The sequence below is a fragment of the Microbacterium sp. NPDC080220 genome (assembly GCF_040686395.1).
In the GTDB taxonomy this organism is placed as follows: Bacteria; Actinomycetota; Actinomycetes; order Actinomycetales; family Microbacteriaceae; genus Microbacterium; species Microbacterium gawkjiense.
In genome coordinates this window covers 368,291-384,452 of the sequence record NZ_JBFBOP010000001.1, presented here as the reverse complement: position 1 = coordinate 384,452, position 16,162 = coordinate 368,291, and the positions used below count along the sequence as shown (strand labels likewise).

Below are 16,162 nucleotides of genomic sequence, written 5' to 3'. Positions count from 1 at the left end.
TCACCCGATCCGCTCCGATGACCCTACCCCGGCCGCGGCGCTTCCCTGCGGCTCGGGCACGAGGTAGAGGCCGGAGGGGGAATTCGCAACGTAGCTGAGCGCGTCGAGCCAGGCGGGGTTGAGGCTCGGCTGCCGGCTTCCGAAGTATTGGAAGGTCAGGTCGGCGCCCGGGTGGAGCCAGACGACCTGTCGGCCGTCGCCGAGGCTCTGGTCGTTGCGCCACATGAACGTGAACGACTCGCCTCGGCGCAGTTTGGTTGTGATGACCACCTGCAGGTGGGCGAGCACCCGGTCCTCGAAATCGACACGGATGCGTTCGTTGTAGATGAACTTTCCCACGGTGCTCCTTCTGCGGCGGTGTATCCATTATGCGCACGGATATCCGTTTTGCGCACATCGATCCCGCCGGCCCGGAGAATGCGAGGGGATCATAGGATGAGACCCGTGCACCGGTGTGAGGAGACCCCATGACCGTGCTCGAGGAGCACTTCCGCTCCGCGGATCTCGGCGAGGCCGAGGCCTACATCCGGCGCAGCTACGGCAACGTCCAGCTCGACGCCGACGACCTCGTCTTCGAGGAATCGAGCACCGGCGACGAGCGGTTCGGTCTCCGCCGGCTGCACGTGGAGGGCGGCTACAGCGCGTCCTGCGAGCTCGAGGCCGTCATCGTCGTGCAGAGCGACGACCGCTACGAATGGGAGGTCGACGGCGTCCGGGGCACCGCTGAGGCTCCCGTGCTGTTCCAGCCGGGGACACTGGATTGCCGGCTCCAGGACGCCCGGGTCCGTGTCGTCGCGCTCCCCGTCGAGGTCCTGACGGACGTTGCGCGGACCGTGTACAACGACGACACCCTGACGCTGCGATTCGGCGGTACCGCCCCGTCCACTCCGGCTCTCTCCCGGGCGTGGCGCTCCGCCGCAGCGCTGGCGTTCGACACCGAGTCCCTCCTCGGCAACGACCTCGTCCGCGCGTCCGTCTTCCGCTCGCTCGCGGTCACCACCCTCGAAACGTTCGCCGCCGTCGAGGATGCCCGCGTCCGGCGCGAGACGATCGCGCAGCAGCAGGCCGCCTACCGGATGGCGGTGGCCTTCCTCGAGGACCACGCCTCGCTGCCGATCACGATCGACGACGCCGCCGCTGCGGCGGGTGTCGGCTCGGCGGCGCTGGACCGCGCGTTCCGCACCCACTCCGTTCCGGGACGCACCCCCGCAGAGCACCTGGCGGCGGTCCGGCTGGATGCCGCGCACGCCGACATTCTGCGCGCCCCCCTCGACGGGACGGTGACCGTCGCCGAAGTCGCCTCACGCTGGGGGTTCACCGAGACGGGGCTCACCCGTGACCACCTGCGGAGCTACGGGACGACGCCCCACGAGCTCCTCGGGCTCTGACGCGCGCGGGTCAGTCCTCGTCGGCCTCGGGTTGACCCGGTCCGGGCCCGGGGCGGGCGACCGCGTCGTCGGCGATGTCGATGCGCGTCACCCCGTCGTGCTCGCTCACCCGGACGCCGTACTCGGCACTCGGCGCGCCACGGTCCTCGGGCTTGTCGACTCCTGCGGTGTCGTCGGTCATCGCCGGTCCTCTCGTCGTGTCGTCCGTGAACGCTACCCCGCAGCCCGTCGCGTCGTGCCCGCCTTGCGCCGGACGGGGCCGGTGGCTAGCGCCGGTCGCACAGACCTCCCGCACGGCCGGACGCGGGAGAATCGAGGCATGCGCGTCCTCTCGTCCCTCCCCGCCTCCGTCCGCGCCGCTCTCGCCGGCATCGTCGGCGCTCTGGCGGCGGTCCTGACCGTCGCGAACCCCGCCGCAGCGCACGACGAGCTCGTCGGGAGCTCCCCGGCCGCCGGCGCCGATCTGGCCGAGGCGCCCGCGGAGATCACCCTCACGTACTCGGCCGCCATCATGACCGAGGGGGCGACGGTCGCGGTCTTCGACGCGGAGGGGCGCGACTGAGCGGAGGGCGATCCGACCATCGACACCAACACCCTCACGATGGCGCTCGACGGGGAGCTGCCGGCCGCCGGCTACGTCGTCGAGTGGCGTGTCGTCTCCAGCGACGGGCACCCCATCAGCGGGACCATCCCGTTCACGGTCGGCGGCGGCGCCCCCATCACCTCCGACGACGTCGCCGGTGAGGCCCTCCCGGGCGACGACCGTGCGCTGCTTCCCGTCGTCGTGGGCTCGGTGATCGCGGTCGCCGTGATCGCCGTCGTCGTCGGCATCGTCCTCTCCCGTCGCCGGACCCGGTCGGACGAGAGCTGAGACGACGGATGCCGCACCCCGCGCGCCTGCGGGGGTGCGGCATCCGGTGGGTCAGACGGTCTGCGCCGCGTGACGTCCTTCGGCGATCTCCTCGACGAGCTTGGCGTCGAACGCCGGCAGGTCGTCGGGGGTGCGGCTCGACACGAGGCCGGCGTCGACGACCACCTCCTCGTCCTGCCACGTCGCCCCGGCGTTGACGAGGTCGGTGCGCAGGCTCGGGTAGCTCGTCAGGGTGCGCCCTCCCAGGACGTCGGCCTCCACCAGCAGCCAGGCGGCGTGGCAGATCGCGCCGACCGGCTTGTGCTGCGCGAAGAAGTCGCGCGCGAGGCGGACGGCGGCCGCGTCCAGGCGCAGGTCGTCCGCGTTCACGACACCGCCCGGGAGGACGAGGGCGTCGAAGTCCGCGGCCTCCGCCTCCTCGGTCGTCACATCGACCCGCTGCTCGTGCCCGTTCTTACCGGTGATGCTCCCGGCGTCGGGGGAGACGAGCACGGCGGTGGCGCCGGCATCCGTCACCGCCTGCCAGGGCGAGGTCAGTTCGCTGTCTTCGAATCCGTCGGTCGCGACGAACGCGACACGCTTTCCGCTGAGGGTTCCGTCGGTGCTGCTCATGGCCCGCACGTTACGCCGCGGCCCGCGCCGGTGGCGGGCCCTTGACCGCGGCCCCGCCCGCGTTTATGCGGCGTAGGCTGATCGACATGGCGATGTCGAACCTGCCGACCCCGAACCTGCAGCCCGTCCCCCCGACGACCGATGCCGCCGACGAGAAGCCGTCGCTCCAGATCCTCGATCAGGGCGCCGCGTGCTGCGGCGGCGGCAGCTGCAGCATCGACTGACGGCTCCCGCCCCGGCGGCGTCAAGGCGCGGCGGGGATCAGTGCGCCGCGGCCGGGAGATCGACGTCGCCCTCCGCGGGCTTCCGGACGAACAGGGCGAGGGCGACCGCCGCCGTGGCGACGATCGCACCCACGAGGAACGCCGCGTGGATGCCGTCGGCCTTGGCGATGACCTCGTCGCTGCCGTCGGCGATGGCGCCGGCCGTGACCACGGTCATGATCGCGACGAACACGGCGGTGCCGGCGGCGCCGGCGACCTGCTGCAGCGTGCCGACCGTCGCCGAACCGTACGGGTAGAACCGGCGAGGGAGCGAGCCGAGCGCGGACGTCATGAGCGGGGTGAACGTGAGTCCCAGCCCCAGGCTCAGCGTGAGGTGCACCGCGATGACGAAGGCGACGCCGGTGTCCGGACCGAAGAACGTCATGCCCCACAGGGCCGCGGCGGCCAGCAGCATCCCCGGGATCACGAGGGGGGTCGGTCCGAAGCGGTCGAACGCGTTGCCGACGAACGGCGCCATCGCGCCCATGAGGATGCCGCCGGGGAGCAGCACGAGCCCCACCCCGAGCACGTCCAGGCCGAGGACCTGCTGGAGGTAGATGGGGAGCAGGATGATCGACCCGAACAGCGCCATGAAGACGATGACGACGAGCACGATCGCGAGCGAGAAGGCCGGCGTCCGGAACGTCCGGAGATCGAGGAGGGCGCTGTCGGTCTTCTGCAGGTGCAGCTGGCGCAGGACGAAGAGGACGAGGGATGCGGCGCCGACGGCGAGCGGGATCCAGACGGGCACAGGGGTGTGACCGGATGCCGATTCGCCGATCGCGCTGAAGCCGTAGATCAGCCCGCCGAAGCCGAAGGCCGACAGGGGGACCGAGAGCAGATCGAAGCGCGCATCGGGTCGCGTCGTGGTGACGTTCTTGACCCACACCGCTCCGAGCGCCAGGGCGATGAGGGCGATCGGCAGCATGACCCAGAAGATCGCGTGCCAGGTCAGCGTCGACAGGATCACGCCGGAGACGGTCGGGCCGATCGCCGGCGCGACCGCGATGACGACGGAGATGAGGCCCATCATCCGTCCGCGGTGCGACGGGGGAACGATGTTGAGGACCGTCGTGAACAGGAGCGGCAGCATGATCGCGGTGCCGCTGGCCTGCACGATGCGGCCCACGAGGAGGAAGCCGAAGCCGGGGGCGAGGGCGGCGATGAGCGTGCCGGCGGCGAACAGGCTCATCGCGGCGAAGAAGACGGAGCGCAGCGGGAAGCGCTCGAGCAGGAAGCCGGTCAACGGGATGACGACAGCCATCGTCAGCAGGAAGCCGGTGGTCAGCCACTGACCCGAGGCGACGGTGATGCCCAGGTCCGCGACGATGTCGGTCAGTGCGACCGACATGGTCGTCTCGTTCAGAATGACGACGAATGCGGCGACGACGAGCAGCGCGATGACCGGACCCGTTCTGGCGGGTCGCGAATCGGTCGGGACGACGGGAGTGGAAGCGGTGTCCGAAAGGGGCACGGGGATCCTTCGAGTGGGCGGGATGCGGCGGAGGTGCCGGGCCCGGGCGAGCCGTTCAGCTTAACGGATGCTGTGAGTCGGGCATTCCCGCGCCGGCGCCGCGACCCCGACCCGGGGTTATGGTGACGGCATGAGCATGGGCGGACCCGGAGGCGGGCGGGGCGGGTTCCGCGCGGTCGACGAGGAGGCCCAGCGCCGCCGCAACGCGTCGGCCCCCGAGGTCCCCGACCTCGGCCGCCGCGTCGCCGCGCTGTTCCGGCCGTACCGCCGCCGGCTCGCGGTGACGGCCGTCCTCGTCGTCGCGGGTGCGGCGGTGGGCGTCATCCCGCCCCTCCTCGTGCAGCGGATCTTCGACGACGCGCTCTTCCCCGTCGACGGTTCGTCGCCCCGGCTCGGCCTGCTCGGTGTCCTCGTCCTCTCGATGATCGCGCTGTTCGTGCTCGGCGCGGGGCTCGGCATCGCGCAGACCTGGCTCACCTCGACCGTCGGCAACCGCGTCACGGGGGACCTGCGGGTGCGGATGTTCGAGCACCTGCAGGCCATGGACCTCGGCTTCTTCACCCGCACGAAGACGGGCGTCATCCAGTCCCGTCTGCAGAACGACGTCGGCGGCGTCTCGGGCGTGCTCACCAACACGGTCACGAGCATCCTCGGCAACACCGTCACGGTGATCTCGGCGCTCGTCGCGATGGTGCTGATCGACGTGCGGCTGACCCTCATCGCCGTCGTGATGATGCCGATCCTCGTGCTCGTCCAGCGCCGGGTGGGTCAGGTGCGGGCGCGCATCGCGGGGCAGACGCAGGAGTCCCTCTCCGAGCTCAGCGCGATCACGCAGGAGACCCTGAGCGTCTCCGGCATCCTGCTGTCGAAGTCGTTCAACCGCCAGCGCGCAGAGTCCGAGCGGTACGCCGCCGAGAACCGCACGCAGATCGGCCTGCAGGTGCGGCAGGCGATGAGCGGTCAGGGCTTCTTCGCCGTCGTGCAGATCATCATGTCCTCCGTGCCCGCCGTCATCTACCTCGTCGCGGGCCTCTTCATCTCGGGCGACGGCCCCGCGATCACGGCCGGTGCGGTCGTGGCCTTCACGACGGTGCAGGCGCGCCTGCTGATGCCGCTCATGGGTCTCATGCGCGTGGCGCTGGACGTCCAGACCTCGCGCGCCCTGTTCGCCCGCATCTTCGAGTACCTCGACCTGCGCCCCGCGATCACGGACCGCCCCGACGCGATCGACGTGACGGCGGCGCCGGGTCCGCTCGGACGGATCGAGTTCCGCGACGTGTCCTTCCGATACCCGGATGCCGGTCCGCAGAGCCCCGCGACGCTCGACGGCGTGTCCTTCGTCGCCGAGCCGGGCCAGCACGTCGCGTTCGTGGGACCGTCGGGGGCCGGCAAGACGACGATCCTCTACCTCGCCCCGCGCCTGTACGAGCCGGCGGCGGGCACGGTGCTGTTCGCCGGTGCCGACGTCCGCACCCTCGCGCACGCCTCGATCATCGACCGGATCGGGATCGTGTCGCAGGAGACGTACCTCTTCCACGCCTCGATCCGCGACAACCTGCGTTACGCCCGGCCGGAGGCGACGGATGCCGAGATCGAGGCCGCGTGCGTCGCCGCCAACATCCATCACGTCATCGCGGGTTTCGAAGACGGGTACGACACGATCGTGGGCGAGCGCGGGTACCGGCTCTCGGGCGGGGAGAAGCAGCGGATCGCCATCGCGCGCGTGCTGCTCAAAGACCCGCCCGTGCTGCTCCTCGACGAGGCGACTTCGGCGCTCGACACGGTCTCGGAACGCGTCGTGCAGGAGGCGATCGACGAGGCGGCGCGGGGGCGCACCACCCTGTCGATCGCGCACCGGCTCTCGACGGTCGTCGCCGCGGACGTCATCCACGTCGTGAGCGGCGGGCGCATCGTCGAGTCCGGCACGCACGCCGAGCTCCTCGCTCTCGGCGGTCTCTACGCGGAGCTCGCCGCCCAGCAGATCGCGGCGGGTCGCATCGAGGGCGCGGTCTGATCCGCACCGGGCCCGCGCGTCACCAGGCGAGGGCGGCGGCCCGGAGCGCGGCGGAGTCCTCGTCGAGAGGGATGCCGTCGCGCTCGGCGCGCTCGGTGAGTCCACGGGTGAACGCGCCGAGGAGCTTCCGGTAGGTGTCGTCGGGGTGGTGTTCGGCGATCCTCACGAGGGCGGGGACGTCCATTCCGAGGATGAGGCGCACCCGCGAACGCGCGGCGGCGGTGCGTCCGGCGGCATCGAGGATCGCGAGGCCGCCGCTCATGCCGTCGAGGTAGTCCTGCAGGACGGGGACCGCGTGACGGAGCTGCGTGATCGAGGTGCCGTCGGCGCGCTCGCGCCAGTGGACGACAACGTCGGGGATCACGTCGATGCCGCGGGCCGCGGTGTAGAGCTGCTGGGCGACGACCTGGTCCTCGTACGCCTTGTCCTCCGTGAACCGCAGGTCCTCGCGGCGCCACAGGTCCAGGCGGCTCACCTTCGACCACGCGACGATGTTGCCCGAGACGTCGGGGTGTTCCGCCAGGCTCGTGCCGCGCCGGGCGGGGGAGGTCGAGGCGGCGACCCACGGCTGCACGACCCCGGGGGCGTAGTGCCCCGCGGCATCCGCTCGCAGTCGGACGTACGCGCCGACGGCGACCTCGCTGCCGGAGGCCTCGAGGCTCCCCACGAGGATCTCGAGCGCGCGAGGGGTCATGACGTCGTCGGCGTCGAAGAAGCCGACGAGCGGGGTGTCGACGAGCTCGAGCGCCTCGTTGCGCGATGCGCCGAGGCCGCGGGCCACCTCGTGGCGCACGAGGCGGAAGCGGGGATCCGCCGCCGCGGTGGCGGCGAAGGCCTCGGCCGTCCGGTCCCGCGAGGCGTCGTCGACGAGGATCGCGCGGAAGTCGCTGCGGGTCTGTGCGCGGAGGGAGGCGAGGGCTTCGTCCACGAAGGCGCCGACATCGCGGCCGGGCACGATGACGGTGACGGTCGGGGAGCTCATCACCGCGATCGTACCGCCGCGACGGAGGCCGCGACCGCGTCGGCGATCCCGGTCGGGTCGCCCGCGGCGTGGTGGCCGAAACTGAACCGCACGGACGTCTGCGCCACCTCGGGGGCGATCCCGAGGGCGACGAGGACGTGCGACGGTTCGTCGCTGCCCGCCGCGCAGGCCGAGCCGCTCGAGGAGACCACCCCGCGGCGTTCGAGTTCGAGGAGCACGGCCTCGCCGCTCACCCCCGCGAACGTGAAGCTCGCGGTGCCGGGAAGGCGACGCGTCGGATGCCCCGTGGGGACCGCTTCGGGGACGAGCGCCTGCACGCGGGCGACGAAGGCGTCCCGGAGGACGGTGACCCGGGCGGCGGCGGCGTCGCGCTCGCGTTCGGCGAGTTCGAGCGCGAGGGCGAACCCGACCGCGCCGGCGACGTTCTGCGTGCCGCTGCGCTGATCGCGTTCCTGACCGCCGCCGTGGAGGACGGGCTCCAGGGGGATGCGGCCCCGTATGGCGAGGACGCCGACCCCCTGGGGTGCGCCGATCTTGTGGCCCGCCAGCGACAGGGCGTCGGCGCCGGTCCCCGACAGCGGGAGCCATCCCGCCGCCTGCACCGCGTCGAGGTGGAAGGGGATGCGGCTGCCCGCCGTGACGGCGGCGAGGGCTGCGGCATCCTGCACCGTGCCGATCTCGTTGTTGGCGTACCCCACCGACACGAGGACCGTGTCGTCCTGCAGCGCGCCGGCGAGGACCGCGGGGTCCAGCACGCCGTGCGGGTCGACCGGTAGGCGGGTCGCCCGTACGCCGTGGACGCGTTCGAGGTGGTCGACCGAGGCGAGGACGGACTCGTGCTCGATCGCGGTGGTGACGACGTGGCCGGGGCGTCCGTGACGCAGGAGGGCGGCGACGGCGACCCCCTTGATCGCGAGGTTGTTCGCCTCCGTCGCCCCGGACGTGAAGACCACGTCCCCCGGACGCATGCCGAGCACCGCGGCCACCCGCCGCCGCGCGTCCTCGAGCGCACCCGCGGCATCCTCCCCGACGGTGTGGTGGCTCGACGGATTGCCGAACCGGTCGCCCAGGAAGGGCAGCATCGCCTCGCGCACCTCGGCGCGCACCGGGCCGGAGGCCGCGTGGTCGAGGTAGAGCACGTCAGGTCTCGTCGATGCGGACGTCGAGCCCCAGGTCGAGCGCGCGCGCCGAATGGGTGAGGGCGCCGACGGAGATGACGTCCACTCCGGTCTCCGCGATCGCGCGGACCGTGTCGAGCGACACGCCGCCCGACGCCTCGACCGTCGCGCGCCCGGCGACCTGGGCGACTCCCGTCCGCAGGTCGGCGAGCGAGAAGTTGTCGAGCATGATCGTGCCGATCCCGGCGGCGAGCACCGCCTCGATCTGGTCGAGGCGGTCGACCTCCACCTCGAGGTGCGTCGTGTGGGGCAGCCGCGTCTTCGCGTCGCGGAGGGCGTCGGTCACCGACATCCCGGAGCGGACCAGGACGGCGAGGTGGTTGTCCTTGGCCATGACGGCATCCGACAGCGAGTACCGGTGGTTCGCGCCGCCGCCGCTGCGGACCGCGTGGCGTTCGAACGCCCGCAGGCCCGGGGTCGTCTTGCGCGTGTCGGCGATGCGCACGCCGGTGCCGGCGACCGCGTCGACGTAACGCGCCGTGAGGGTGGCGACCCCCGACATCCGCTGGGCGAAGTTCAGGCCGATGCGCTCCGCGGTGAGCACCGCGCGGGCGGGCCCGGTGACGACCGCGAGGACGTCGCCGGGGGCGAACCGGGTCCCGTCGGCGGCGCGCACGTCGACGGCCACGCGCGCATCGGCCAGGGCGAAGGCCGCTGCGAAGACCTCGCCGCCGCTGAACACGCCGGACTCCCGCGCGACGAGCTCCGCCGTCGCGGTGGCGGAGGCCGGGATGAGCGCCTCGCTCGTGAGGTCGCCCCACGGCGCATCCTCGGCGAGGGCGGAGCGGACGGTCGTCTCGATGACGGCGGGGGAGAGCATCAGGCAGCGCCTTCCAGGTCGGTGCGTGCGGTCGGTGCGGCGAGGGCGGCGGGATCGTCGGTGCGCAGGTGGGACCCGACGGATCCGGTGCGTGCGGTCGCCGCGGCGACGACGAGCTGCGCGACCTGCAGAAGGTTCGCGTCCTCGTGAGCGCGGACCGTGGCCGGTGCCGGCGTCTCCGCCCGCCACGCGGCAAGGGTGCGGGCCGCGCGCATCAGCCCCGTGCGGTCGCGGGACACCCCGGCATCCGCCCACATCACGTCCTGCAGTGCACGCCGGGAGAACGGCGGATGCCGGATGCCGGCGGTCGCCGGCTCGACGACGGGCGATGCCGGCGCTCCCGTGGGCACGGGACAGGGGCGCCCCGCGTCGGTCGCCGCCGCAGCCCCGGCGCGAGCGCCGAACACGGCGCCTTCGAGCAGCGAGTTCGAGGCGAGCCGGTTGGCGCCGTGGACCCCGGTGCGGGCGACCTCGCCGACCGCGTAGAGACCCGGGACGTCGGTGCGGCCGTCGAGATCGGTCACGACCCCGCCCATGAGGTAGTGCGCCGCCGGGGTGACGGGGATCGGCTCGCGGGCCCAATCGAGGCCGCGCGCGCGGACCGCGGCGTCGATCGTCGGGAAGCGCGCCGCGAGGAACGCCGCGCGGCGGTCGGGGTCGCTGCTGTGGAGGCCGGTCGCGTCGAGGAGGACGGGCCGGCCGCCCTGACGCGCCATCGCGGCGGCGATCGCCCGCGTGACGACGTCGCGCGGACCGAGTTCGCCGTCGGGGTGCGACTCGAGGGCGAAGCGCCGGCCGGCCTCGTCGCGGAGGACCGCGCCCTCGCCGCGGACGGCCTCCGAGACGAGGAACGCCTCGCCGACGGCGAGCACGGTCGGGTGGAACTGCACGAACTCCAGGTCGCGCACCGCGGCGCCGGCGCGCGCCGCCAGCGCGATGCCGTCCCCCGTCGCGACGGTCGGGTTCGTGGAATGCGCGAAGAGCTCGCCCGCTCCGCCCGTGGCGAGGATCACGGCATCCGCCTCGATCCGCTCGCCGCCGTGGAGCTCCACCCCCGCGACCCGACCGTCCTCGCGCACGAGCTCCGTCACGAACGCGTGCTCGCGGACGCTCACTCGACTCGCACGCACCCGGGCGACCAGGGCGCGCTGGATCTCGGCGCCGGTCGCGTCGCCGCCCGCGTGCAGGATGCGGGGGAAGGAGTGCGCGCCTTCGAGCCCGCCCCGGAGGGTTCCCGACTCGTCGCGATCGAAGCCGACACCGGCCGCGATCAGCTCGCGGATGCGGTCGGGACCCTCCTCGACCAGGACGGCGACGGCGCCCGGATCGGCGAGGCCGGCTCCCGCGACGAGGGTGTCCCGCGCGTGGTCGGCGGTGCGGTCGGCGGGTGAGAGCGCGCCGGCGATGCCGCCCTGCGCGTAGCGGGTGTTCGCCTCGGTCAGTGCCGCCTTCGTCACGAGGGTGACCCGGCAGCCGGCGGCCTCGGCATGCAGAGCCGCGGTGAGGCCCGCGATCCCCGATCCAACGACGACGACCGTGGTCACGGCTTGGCCGCCAGCATCCGCTCGAGCGCGACCCGCGCAGGAACCGCGACGTCCGACGGGACCTGGATGCGGTTGCGCACCTCGCCGGCCACGAGACCCTCGAGCACCCACGCGAGGTATCCCGGGTGGATGCGGTACATCGTCGAGCACGGGCAGACGACGGGGTCGAGGCAGAAGATCTCGTGCTGCGGGAACTGGGCCGCGAGGCGCTGGACGAGGTTGATCTCCGTGCCGATCGCGAACGTCGTCGGTTCGGTCGCGGCGGCGATGGCCTTGCGGATGTAGTCCGTGGACCCCGCCTCGTCGGCGGCGTCGACGACGTCCATCGGGCACTCGGGGTGGACGATCACGCGGACGCCGGGGTGCTCCGCGCGCGCCTGGGCGATCTGGTCGACGGTGAAACGGCGGTGCACCGAGCAGAACCCGTGCCAGAGGATGACCCGGGCGTCCTCGAGATCGGCCTCGGTCGATCCGCCGAGGGGCTTGCGCGGATTCCACATCGGCATCCGCTCGAGCGGGACCCCCATCGCCTTCGCGGTGTTGCGGCCGAGGTGCTGGTCGGGGAAGAAGAGCACCCTCCGGCCGCGGGCGAACGCCCACTCCAGCACCGTGCGGGCGTTCGAGGACGTGCAGACGATTCCGCCGTGACGACCGACGAAGCCCTTGATCGCCGCGGAGGAGTTCATGTAGGTCACCGGGACGACGGGGAGCAGCCCCTCGGCATCCGGCGTGTCCATGTCGCCGTAGACGTCGGCGAGCTGCTCCCAGCACTCCTCGACCTGGTCGATGTCGGCCATGTCGGCCATCGAGCAGCCCGCGGCCAGGTTCGGGAGGATGACCGACTGCTCGGGACGGGAGAGTAGGTCGGCGGTCTCGGCCATGAAGTGGACGCCGCAGAAGACGATCGCCTCCGCCTCGGGGTGTTCGAGGGCGGCGTTGGCCAGCTGGAACGAGTCGCCGACGTAGTCCGCGTGGGTGACGACCTCTTCGCGCTGGTAGAAGTGCCCGAGCACCACGACGCGGTCGCCGAGCGTCGCCTTGGCGGCGACGATCCGTGCGGCGAGCTCCTCCTCGCCGGCCTCGCGGTACTCGGCGGGGAGCTCGCCCTGGCGAGGAGCCCCGGTCGGGATGACGTCGCCCATGGACGAGCCCGGCCCGTACCCGGGGCGGGTGTCGAAGGTCCAGGGGCCTGCGGCGAGGTCGGTGGTGCAGGTCTCGGTCGTCAGCTCACCGGCGACGATCGCCTGGATCTCGTGGTCGACGCTGGGATCCACGGGCCTGGGGTCCACGGGGCGGGGCTGGAGGGTGACGGGGGTGGCGCTCATGTCGGTTCGGGTCCTTCACTGCGGGAGCGGGCCGCGATCGGCCAGCTCGACGTCCTGGTTGTAGCGGTACAGCCGCGCGGGCCGGTGGCTGCCCGTGCGGAAGTCGTCGGTGGGGATGAGGGTGCCCGACCCCTCGACCTGCCGCCGGAAGTTGGCGGGGTCGAGCCGGCGACCGAGGATCGCCTCGTACACCTCGCGCAGTTCGGCGAGGGTGAACCGGTCGGGCAGGAAGCCGTGCGCGATGCGGCTGTAGCCCACCTTGTTGCGCAGGCGCCAGAGGGCGTAGTCGACGATGTGGTTGTGGTCGAACGCGAGCGCCGGAAGGGCGGTCGCGTCGAACCACGCCACGTTGTGCTGCTCGGTCGCCCGGGCGATGTCCTCGCGCACGAGCGCCCAGTAGACGATCGACACGACGCGCCCCGGCGAGCGGCCGACGTCGCCGAACGCGTAGAGCTGCTCGAGGTAGCTGGGCGCGAGACCCGTGGTCTCGGCGAGGGTGCGCGACGCGGTGGCCTCGAGGTTCTCCGCGGGATCGACCCAGCCGCCCGGAAGCGCCCACTGACCCTCGTGGGGATCGCGGGTGCGTCGCACGAGGGGGAGCTCGATGCGCGCGTCGTCGGCCTCGCGCCGCAACCGGAAGATGACGGTCGAGACGGCGACGCCGATGGGGGGAGGGGAGGTTGTTCTTGTCATAGTGACCTTAACTGCCGACGTCGATCTTAGAGTCGACATGACCAGAACCGCAACACGAACCGATTTCCCAGCAGCGGCGGCCTACGCTGATCGGGAGGAACCGCCGGCTCTCCCGGGCGGACTCGTCAAGGGAGGCCCGCCGTGCTCGTCGTCGACATCATCGTCGTGCTCGTGCTCATCGCCGCGCTGTTCGGCGGACTCCTGCGGGGTCTCGTGGCCACCGCCGGCACGCTCGTCGGCATCGTTCTCGGCGCCGTCGTCGCCGTGTGGCTCACCCCCGTCATCGCGCCCGCCTTCACGGGCTGGGAGTACCGCAGCCTCGTGCTGGCGATCATCGCCCTCGGCATCGTGGCGCTCCTCGCCGCGCTCGGGACGGCCGTCGGCAGACGCCTCCGCCGCGGCGTCGACCGCGCGCGGCTCGCCCCGCTCGACCGCATCCTCGGCGGCGTCGTGAACACCGCCGCGGCCGCCGTCGTGCTGCTGCTCACGAGCGGCGCGATCGTCGGCTCCGGGATGCCGGTGGTCGCCCCCGCCGTCGCGTCCTCCCGCGTCCTGGGCGCCCTCGACGCCCTCACCCCGCCGGCGGTCGATTCCGCGCTCGCCGAGTTCCGCGGCTTCATCGTCGACGAGGGCATCCCGCGCGTCGGGGAGCTCCTGGCGCCCGAGGTGGAGCCGACGGCGCCCCCCGTCTCGCTCGACGATCCCGCGCTCGAGCGGGCCGCGGCATCCGTCGCCCGCATCAGCGGCAACGCCTACGCGTGCGGTGCGTCGCTCACCGGGTCGGGGTTCGTCGCCGCGCCCGATCTCGTCGTCACGAACGCCCACGTCGTCGCCGGTGTCGACGAGCCGCTGGTCGAACTGCCGGGACGGGATGCCGAGGAGGGTCGCATCGTCTACTTCGACCCCATCGACGACCTCGCCGTCATCAGCGTCGACGGCCTCGACGCGGCACCGCTCGAGATCGTCGACCCGGTCGCGGCGGGGACCCCCGTCGCCGTCCAGGGCTACCCGCTGGGCGGTCCCTTCACGAGCAGTGCCGCCTACGTCCTCTCGGTCGGCAGCGCCGTCGTCTCCGACATCTACGAGGACAGCTCGCAGCCGCGCGAGATCTACGCCCTCGAGGCGAACGTGCGTCCGGGCAACTCGGGCGGTCCCCTCCTCACCGAGGACGGCGAAGTGGCGGGTGTGGTCTTCGCCCGCGGCCAGGACGACGCGAGCCGCGGGTACGCCATGACGACCGCCGAACTGCGCCCCGCGCTCCAGGTCTCGCCGGGCGACGCGACGGTGTCCTCCGGCGCCTGCACGACGGACTGACCGGGCCGTATCGGCGCGGCGGGCCCCGGTGATAGGCTCGCACTCACAACCGCACACCGGACCATCGCGTCTGCTCGGGAGAAGCCCTCGTGGCTGCCGAAGGAGCAATCCCTCCCCGGAATCTCTCAGGCCCCCGTACCGAGCCGACATGGTCACTCTGAAAAGCGGCACCCTCGCGGTGCCCGCCGACGGGGCAAGCGGGCATCGCCCGCGAAATCTCTCAGGCCGATGACAGAGGGGGAGGAACTCACCCGCATCCCGCTGCGCCGTCAGGAGTTCCGTTGTTCCCCTCACCTCACCCCTCCGCCGGGTCGACACGATGTCCCTGAGCATCGGCGTCTTCGACCTGTTCACCGTGGGCATCGGGCCGTCGAGCTCGCACACGGTGGGTCCGATGCGCGCGGCCGCCGACTTCGTCTCGCGCATCGACGCGGACCGCGCCGCGCGGGTGCGGGTCGACCTGTACGGCTCTCTCGCGGCGACGGGACGTGGCCACGGCACGCTGACCGCCGTGCTGCTGGGACTCGAGGGGCTGCAGCCGGAGGAGGTCCTCCCGGCCGAGGTCGAGGAGCGCACCGCCGCGATCGCCGAGGCGCGTCGCGTCCGGCTGGGCGGCACGGGCGACGTGCCGCTGTGCACGGACGACATCGTCCTGCACCCGCTGACGATCCTGCCCGCGCACACGAACGGACTGCGGCTGCAGGCGTGGGACGCGGACGACGCGCTCCTCGACGAGGCCGTCTACTATTCGACCGGCGGCGGGTTCATCGTCCGCGACGGCGAGGCTGCCGGCACGGCGGATGCGGCGCCCGTGCCCTTCCCGTTCGAGACGGCGGCGGAGCTCCTGGCCCACTGCGAGCGCGAGGGCTTTTCGATGGCCGAGGTCCAGCGGCGCAACGAGCGGGTCTCCCGCACCGACGACGACATCGTCTCCGGCATCCTCCACCTCGCCGACGTGATGGAGGGCAGCGTCGCCTCCGGGGCGGCGCGCGAGGGGATGCTGCCGGGCGACCTGCGCGTCCCGCGACGGGCTCCGGCCTGGCACGCGCGCCTGCGGCGCGACGACCCGACCGGCGACGATCCCGCGCTCTGGCAGGAATGGGTCAACTTCGTGGCCATCGCCGTCAACGAGGAGAACGCGTCCGGCGGACGGATCGTCACGGCCCCCACGAACGGCGCGGCGGGCATCATCCCTGCCGTGCTCCACTACGCGACCCACTACGCCGCGCCGCCGCGCCCCCGCGAAGAGGTCGTCGTGCCGTTCCTGCTGACGGCCGCCGCGATCGGCGTCCTCTACAAGGCGCGCGCCTCGATCTCGGGCGCCGAGGTCGGCTGCCAGGGCGAGGTCGGGTCCGCGTCGTCGATGGCGGCTGCCGGACTCGCCGAGGTCCTCGGCGGAACGCCCCGGCAGGTCGAGAACGCCGCCGAGATCGCAATGGAGCACAACCTCGGCCTCACGTGCGACCCGATCGGCGGTCTCGTGCAGATCCCGTGCATCGAACGTAACGCGATCGCCGCGGCGAAGGCGATCAACGCCGCCAAGATGGCGCTGTGGGGCGACGGCACCCACCGCGTGTCGCTCGACGAGGTCATCGTGACCATGCGCGAGACGGGGCGGGACATGAGCAGCAAGTACAAGGAGACGGCGCTCGGGGGCCTCGCGGTCAGCGTCGTGGAATGTTGA

The 16,162-nt window shown here is 72.5% G+C and carries 15 protein-coding genes, 1 pseudogene and 2 riboswitches; of the genes and pseudogenes, 6 read left to right on the top strand and 10 right to left on the bottom strand.

What is annotated here, in order from left to right; all coding sequences use genetic code 11:
* On the bottom strand, nucleotides 1-339 hold the full coding sequence (locus tag AB0P29_RS02110) for an ATP-dependent DNA ligase (protein ID WP_253033991.1): 339 nt from the start codon (nucleotides 337-339) through the stop codon (nucleotides 1-3).
* 128 nt (nucleotides 340-467) lie between these two features.
* On the opposite strand from AB0P29_RS02110, the gene AB0P29_RS02105 reads away from it, so the two are divergent.
* A complete protein-coding gene (locus tag AB0P29_RS02105; protein ID WP_363378104.1) occupies nucleotides 468-1,388 on the top strand; it encodes a helix-turn-helix domain-containing protein in 921 nt (306 codons plus the stop codon).
* 10 nt (nucleotides 1,389-1,398) lie between these two features.
* Here AB0P29_RS02105 and AB0P29_RS02100 read toward each other — a convergent pair whose 3' ends face one another.
* The gene (locus AB0P29_RS02100) at nucleotides 1,399-1,569 is read right to left on the bottom strand and encodes a hypothetical protein (RefSeq protein WP_363378102.1); all 171 of its coding nucleotides are present in this window, start codon (nucleotides 1,567-1,569) and stop codon (nucleotides 1,399-1,401) included.
* A 138-nt stretch (nucleotides 1,570-1,707) separates the two neighbouring features.
* Between AB0P29_RS02100 and AB0P29_RS02095 the strand changes: the two are divergent.
* Nucleotides 1,708-2,259 (top strand): annotated as a pseudogene (locus tag AB0P29_RS02095) (copper resistance CopC family protein).
* 51 nt (nucleotides 2,260-2,310) lie between these two features.
* Here the strand turns inward: AB0P29_RS02095 and AB0P29_RS02090 are convergent.
* The gene (locus AB0P29_RS02090; protein ID WP_359917377.1) at nucleotides 2,311-2,871 is read right to left on the bottom strand and encodes a type 1 glutamine amidotransferase domain-containing protein; all 561 of its coding nucleotides are present in this window, start codon (nucleotides 2,869-2,871) and stop codon (nucleotides 2,311-2,313) included.
* An 86-nt stretch (nucleotides 2,872-2,957) separates the two neighbouring features.
* Between AB0P29_RS02090 and AB0P29_RS02085 the strand changes: the two genes are divergently transcribed.
* Nucleotides 2,958-3,095, top strand: a complete 138-nt coding sequence (locus AB0P29_RS02085; RefSeq protein WP_363378100.1) for a hypothetical protein — start codon at nucleotides 2,958-2,960, stop codon at nucleotides 3,093-3,095.
* 37 nt (nucleotides 3,096-3,132) lie between these two features.
* On the opposite strand, the gene AB0P29_RS02080 is transcribed toward AB0P29_RS02085, so the two are convergent.
* Nucleotides 3,133-4,608 carry an MDR family MFS transporter gene (locus tag AB0P29_RS02080; protein ID WP_359917380.1) on the bottom strand — a complete coding sequence of 492 codons (1,476 nt, stop codon included), beginning with the start codon at nucleotides 4,606-4,608 and terminating at the stop codon, nucleotides 3,133-3,135.
* A 130-nt stretch (nucleotides 4,609-4,738) separates the two neighbouring features.
* Between AB0P29_RS02080 and AB0P29_RS02075 the strand changes: the two genes are divergently transcribed.
* Nucleotides 4,739-6,622 carry an ABC transporter ATP-binding protein gene (locus tag AB0P29_RS02075; RefSeq protein ID WP_363378098.1) on the top strand — a complete coding sequence of 628 codons (1,884 nt, stop codon included), beginning with the start codon at nucleotides 4,739-4,741 and terminating at the stop codon, nucleotides 6,620-6,622.
* Between the two features lie 19 nt (nucleotides 6,623-6,641).
* Here AB0P29_RS02075 and AB0P29_RS02070 read toward each other — a convergent pair whose 3' ends face one another.
* The 6 genes from AB0P29_RS02070 to AB0P29_RS02045 are packed head-to-tail and all read right to left on the bottom strand — an operon-like array spanning nucleotide 6,642 to nucleotide 13,164.
* Nucleotides 6,642-7,604: a glycosyltransferase family 2 protein gene (locus tag AB0P29_RS02070; RefSeq protein ID WP_363378096.1), complete on the bottom strand. Its 963-nt coding sequence runs from the start codon at nucleotides 7,602-7,604 to the stop codon at nucleotides 6,642-6,644.
* The gene (locus AB0P29_RS02065; protein ID WP_363378094.1) at nucleotides 7,604-8,743 is read right to left on the bottom strand and encodes a cysteine desulfurase family protein; all 1,140 of its coding nucleotides are present in this window, start codon (nucleotides 8,741-8,743) and stop codon (nucleotides 7,604-7,606) included. The genes AB0P29_RS02070 and AB0P29_RS02065 overlap by 1 nt, the downstream gene beginning before the upstream one ends.
* Before the next feature lies 1 nt (nucleotide 8,744).
* Nucleotides 8,745-9,602, bottom strand: a complete 858-nt coding sequence (nadC, locus tag AB0P29_RS02060; RefSeq protein WP_363378092.1) for a carboxylating nicotinate-nucleotide diphosphorylase — start codon at nucleotides 9,600-9,602, stop codon at nucleotides 8,745-8,747.
* Nucleotides 9,602-11,146 carry an L-aspartate oxidase gene (nadB, locus tag AB0P29_RS02055; protein ID WP_363378090.1) on the bottom strand — a complete coding sequence of 515 codons (1,545 nt, stop codon included), beginning with the start codon at nucleotides 11,144-11,146 and terminating at the stop codon, nucleotides 9,602-9,604. The genes nadC and nadB overlap by 1 nt, the downstream gene beginning before the upstream one ends.
* Nucleotides 11,143-12,471, bottom strand: a complete 1,329-nt coding sequence (nadA, locus tag AB0P29_RS02050; RefSeq protein ID WP_253033980.1) for a quinolinate synthase NadA — start codon at nucleotides 12,469-12,471, stop codon at nucleotides 11,143-11,145. The genes nadB and nadA overlap by 4 nt, the downstream gene beginning before the upstream one ends.
* Before the next feature lie 15 nt (nucleotides 12,472-12,486).
* Nucleotides 12,487-13,164, bottom strand: coding sequence for an NUDIX domain-containing protein (locus AB0P29_RS02045; RefSeq protein ID WP_363378088.1), 678 nt, complete (start codon nucleotides 13,162-13,164; stop codon nucleotides 12,487-12,489).
* A gap of 141 nt (nucleotides 13,165-13,305) precedes the next feature.
* On the opposite strand from AB0P29_RS02045, the gene AB0P29_RS02040 reads away from it, so the two are divergent.
* The gene (locus AB0P29_RS02040; protein WP_363378086.1) at nucleotides 13,306-14,478 is read left to right on the top strand and encodes a MarP family serine protease; all 1,173 of its coding nucleotides are present in this window, start codon (nucleotides 13,306-13,308) and stop codon (nucleotides 14,476-14,478) included.
* Nucleotides 14,479-14,543: 65 nt separating this feature from the next.
* Nucleotides 14,544-14,629: riboswitch (glycine riboswitch) on the top strand.
* Nucleotides 14,630-14,723: riboswitch (glycine riboswitch) on the top strand.
* Nucleotides 14,724-14,803: 80 nt separating this feature from the next.
* Nucleotides 14,804-16,162 (top strand): L-serine ammonia-lyase, encoded by a 1,359-nt coding sequence (locus tag AB0P29_RS02035; protein ID WP_363378523.1) that lies wholly within the window; start codon nucleotides 14,804-14,806, stop codon nucleotides 16,160-16,162.